Below are 4308 nucleotides of genomic sequence, written 5' to 3'. Positions count from 1 at the left end.
CGCGACTCATGAGTGCTCGGTTATATGCGGGCCAATTGGTTGTGCGGTAGATTTTGTGTGTAGGCTTCTTCATTTGAAAATTATATCGCTGAAAAAGCCTTTACAGATAGGTTTGTGCAACAAAGCCGGCTGTAATTGATCGCCTTGGCAGTTGGAGAACTCGATGGCACCGTCAGATAATGTTGGCTGAGCCATTCATACAGTTGTTGCATCACCGGTTGACTATGCTTTTGCCGATATTCGCGGCGATGTTCTGCTGTACCATCGGTCTTTTTCCTGAGTTCTGCTTCTATGGCATACAGTTTCTGAATCAGCACTAATGCCTGTTCAGCGATCTGACTTTTCCCGGTCACATGCAGTTCATGAAATTTACGACGTGCATGTGCCATGCAGCCCACCTCAATCGTCACCGAGTTAACTCATCGAGCAGGTGATGCAGTAAAAATCGCTGATGCAGGCGCTATTATTGATGCCGAAGAGGGACTCTCTAATGTTATTGAAAGCGGCAAAATGTTAAGCGGTATTTCAGAATCCATAGGTCAAATCGCTTCTATGTCGACCCAAATGGCTGCAGCAGTGGAAGAGCAAGCCCATGTTACTGAAGACATTAACCTGCAAATAGTAAATATTTCAACGCTTGCCGATTTAAGTAATGACAGCTCGATGCAGCTTTCAGAGACGATTATTTATTTGAACAAGATTGCTGATGAGCTTCATAAACTGGTAGTACGGTTTAAGCGGTAATCTTTCAAGTGAAAGCCTAAAACATTTAACAGTGTATTCTTGCAGTACAATTGATAATAATCGATTAAGCAGCAAATTATTGGAGTAACGTTTTGAACGCACCTGAATTCCCTGTTGATGAAGCTGCTGGTTTACTTGCATTACAGCGAACTAATTTGCTGGATACGCCAGCAGAGAAGCGCTTTGACCGCATTACAAGATTAGCAGCGTCTGTATTTAAAGTGCCAATATGCCTTATCTCTTTGGTGGATAGTGACCGGCAATGGTTTAAATCTAAAGTGGGTCTTGACGCTTGTGAAACAGGCCGTGATATCTCATTTTGTGGCCATGCGATATTGCATGAGGATATTTTAATTGTTTCAGATGCAACAAAAGATGAGCGCTTTTCGTCAAATCCTTTAGTAACCCACGCGCCGCATATTCGTTTTTATGCGGGTGCACCGCTGCGAGAGACAAGTGGGCAACCCATCGGCACTCTATGTCTCATTGACTCCGTGGCCAGAGACTTTTCAGCAAAAGAGCAGCAAGAACTGCGCGAATTTGCAGACATGGTTGAGTATGAAATTGCCAAAGAAGATCAAGCTCGACTTCAAGAGCAGTTTTTAAAAGGCATGGCAAAAACAACCTCAATACTGGCAACACTGCCTGATATGGTATTTGTTATTGACCGAAACTTTCGTTTTTTGGTTTGCAAAGAGCATCCTGACTTACTTAAACCTCAACAAGCGATTTTGGGGCGTACCGTTCATGAGATACTACCCAATGAGCTAGGTCATCAACTCGTAGAGTGCCTCAAGCAAGCCTTTTGTAACAACGATGTGATTCATCATAACTACACGTTTGAAAAGTCAAATCAATCGTTCGAAGCCCGATACAAAAAGATTGATGATAATGAAGTATTAGTGGTCATTCGTAATACCTCTGCACAAGTTGAAGCGCAGTCAGAAATAAGACGCCTTTCTGAAGTTGCAAGGCAGACAACCAATGGTGTGGTAATAACTGATGTCAAAGGTCGAATTATATGGATTAATGAAGCCTTCTCCTTTCTTACAGGATATAGCATTGAAGAAATGCAGGGTAAAAAGCCTGGGGAGTTATTACAAAGGCCCGACACTGATCCTGCCACTGTTGCAATAATGAGAGATGCGCTTGCTCAACAGAACGGCTTTAATGTTGATGTTGTAAATTATTCAAAAGCGCAAAATTCCTACTGGGTGAGAATAGCTTGTAACCCGCTGTTTAGTGAAAGTGGTAGTTTGAGCGGCTATATTGCAATTGAAACAGATATTACAAAAGAGAAACAGGATGAAGAGCTCATAAGGAACAGTCAGAATTTACTTAAGGCCGTAATAGACGCTAACAATATAGGCACATGGCATTTTAATATTCAAACAGGCGAGTTGATTATCAATGATGAATGGGCCGCATTACTGGGTTACACACTTTCTGAGTTATTACCGGGAAACAGATACACGTGGGAAAGGCTAACGCATCCTGATGACCTGGCTTATTGTGCAACTATTCTTGAAAAGCACATGTCAGGCCTAATACCCATATATGAAGCCAATCTTCGTATGAAACACAAAAATGGTGAATGGAAATGGATAAACACCAGAGGGCGTATTTCTTCAAGGACATATGATGGCAAAGCTCTATGGTTATTGGGTACACACTTTGATATCAATGACCAAATAATTGCAGAAAAAGCGCTTAGTGATAAGTCAAGGCAGATGGAAGCTGTTGTTGAAGGGTTGCTTGATGGCATTATTACTATTGATGGTCGTGGTAAAATTCTGACATTTAACCAAGCCGCACAGGAAATCTTCGGCTATACGGAAGATGAAACGCTTGGCAAAAATATTAGCATGTTGATGGGGTCACCTCATCGAGAGCATCACGATAGCTACTTATCAAATTATATAGAACGTGGTGTCAGTGACATTACTGGGCGTATTCGTGAGCTTGAGGCCTTGCGCAAAGATGGTTCTATGTTTCCAATCGAGCTTGGTGTAGTTGAAGTTCAAATGGCTGGTGAAGTTAACTTTATCGGTGTTGTCAGGGATATCACTGAGCGTAAACAACGTGAAAATGAAATTCACCAGTTAGCATTTTATGACCCATTAACATTGCTACCTAATCGACGTCTGTTGTTGGACAGATTGACGGGAGCTATAAATCATAGCGTTCGTACAAGGAACTTCTCAGCATTATTTTTTCTTGATTTAGATAACTTTAAAAACCTTAATGATAGTGCTGGTCATAATAAAGGTGATTTGCTGTTGTGTCAGGTCGCTGAGCGTCTTGTCAACTCAGTGAGACAAGGTGATACCGTAGCGCGTTTAGGCGGCGATGAGTTTGTTATTATGGCATCAGATTTAAGTCATGAACCAACATTAGCAGCGAACCAGGCTGAGAGACTTGCACAAAAAATCGTGAGTAATTTAACAAGGGAATATAATCTTGACGGTCTAACTTACAATAGTTCGGCAAGCATTGGTGTAACACTTTTTAACAGTGAAAATCTGTCAAAAGAAGATTTGTTAAAGCAAGCTGATATGGCTATGTACAAGGCTAAATATGCTGGCCGAAATGGTGTGCAGTTTTTTGACCCGCAAATGCAAGTTGCAGTAAGCTCAAGAGCAGCAATTATTAGCGACTTATACTCTGCAATACAAAGCCAGCAATTTGTACTTTTCTATCAAAAACAGGTCAATCACCTGAAGCAGTGTATTGGTGTTGAGGTATTGTTACGCTGGATACACCCAGAAAAAGGCATGGTGTCGCCACTGCAATTTATCCCATTAGCGGAGGAAACAGGTCTTATTGTACCGATTGGCGAGTGGGTGCTAGAGGAAGCTTGCGCCACTCTGGCAAAATGGTCTTTAGAATCCGAAAAACAACACCTAAGCATTGCGGTTAACATAAGCGTAGTTCAATTTAGCAAAGATAATTTTGTTCAGACTGTTTTAAATCCATTGAAAACCTCAGGTGCAAATCCACAGTTGCTAAAGCTGGAAATTACGGAAACGTTGCTCGCAAATAACATTCCTGATGTTAAAGCTAAGATGAAAGAGTTGCAGCAGCACGGCGTGACTTTTTCAATCGATGATTTTGGTACAGGCTATTCATCCTTATCCTACTTAAAACAATTGCCTATAAATCAGTTGAAAATTGACCAAGGGTTTGTTCGAGATATTATCAATAGCAGTAATGATAGGGCCATCGCTCAGGCAGTTATAACATTAGCCAACTCAATGGAACTGCAAGTCATAGCTGAGGGTGTTGAAACAGAAGCCCAGCGCGCGTTATTGCAGAGTATGGGGTGTCACACCTATCAAGGCTATTTATACGGAAAACCGTGTCGGATAGAAGAGCTGCATTTTTAAAAGATAATTAGTAAGGTACATTAAGCGGGTTTTAATTTAGTAGTTTATGGGGGCTTTGTTGCACAAACCTATCTGTAAAGGCTTTTTCAGCGATATAATTTTCAAATGAAGAAGCCTACACACAAAATCTACCGCACAACCAATTGGCCCGCATATAACCGAGCACTCATGAGTCGCG

2 protein-coding genes and 1 pseudogene are annotated in these 4308 nt (G+C 41.5%); 2 read left to right on the top strand and 1 reads right to left on the bottom strand.

What is annotated here, in order from left to right; genetic code table 11:
- Positions 1-128: 128 nt before the first annotated feature.
- A pseudogene (locus FTT75_RS15385) lies at positions 129-404 on the bottom strand (transposase); the annotation flags it as partial.
- Here FTT75_RS15385 and FTT75_RS15380 point away from each other — a divergent pair.
- The gene (locus FTT75_RS15380) at positions 388-744 is read left to right on the top strand and encodes a methyl-accepting chemotaxis protein (RefSeq protein WP_216070820.1); all 357 of its coding nucleotides are present in this window, start codon (positions 388-390) and stop codon (positions 742-744) included. The pseudogene FTT75_RS15385 and the gene FTT75_RS15380 sit on opposite strands and share 17 nt — an antisense overlap.
- 92 nt (positions 745-836) lie before the next feature.
- On the top strand, positions 837-4130 hold the full coding sequence (locus FTT75_RS15375) for an EAL domain-containing protein (protein ID WP_159138995.1): 3294 nt from the start codon (positions 837-839) through the stop codon (positions 4128-4130).
- Positions 4131-4308: the final 178 nt, after the last annotated feature.

This window comes from Acinetobacter sp. YH01008 (assembly GCF_013420435.1).
Classification (GTDB): domain Bacteria; phylum Pseudomonadota; class Gammaproteobacteria; order Pseudomonadales; family Moraxellaceae; genus Acinetobacter; species Acinetobacter pseudolwoffii.
The sequence above is the reverse complement of the archived record's forward strand: the minus strand, read 5'-3'. Positions and strand labels throughout refer to the sequence as shown.

Excerpts from the sequence above, each read along its gene's own strand:
- FTT75_RS15380 (WP_216070820.1), top strand. The coding sequence starts at position 388 with ATGCAGCCCACCTCAATCGTCACCGAGTTAACTCATCGAGCAGGTGAT.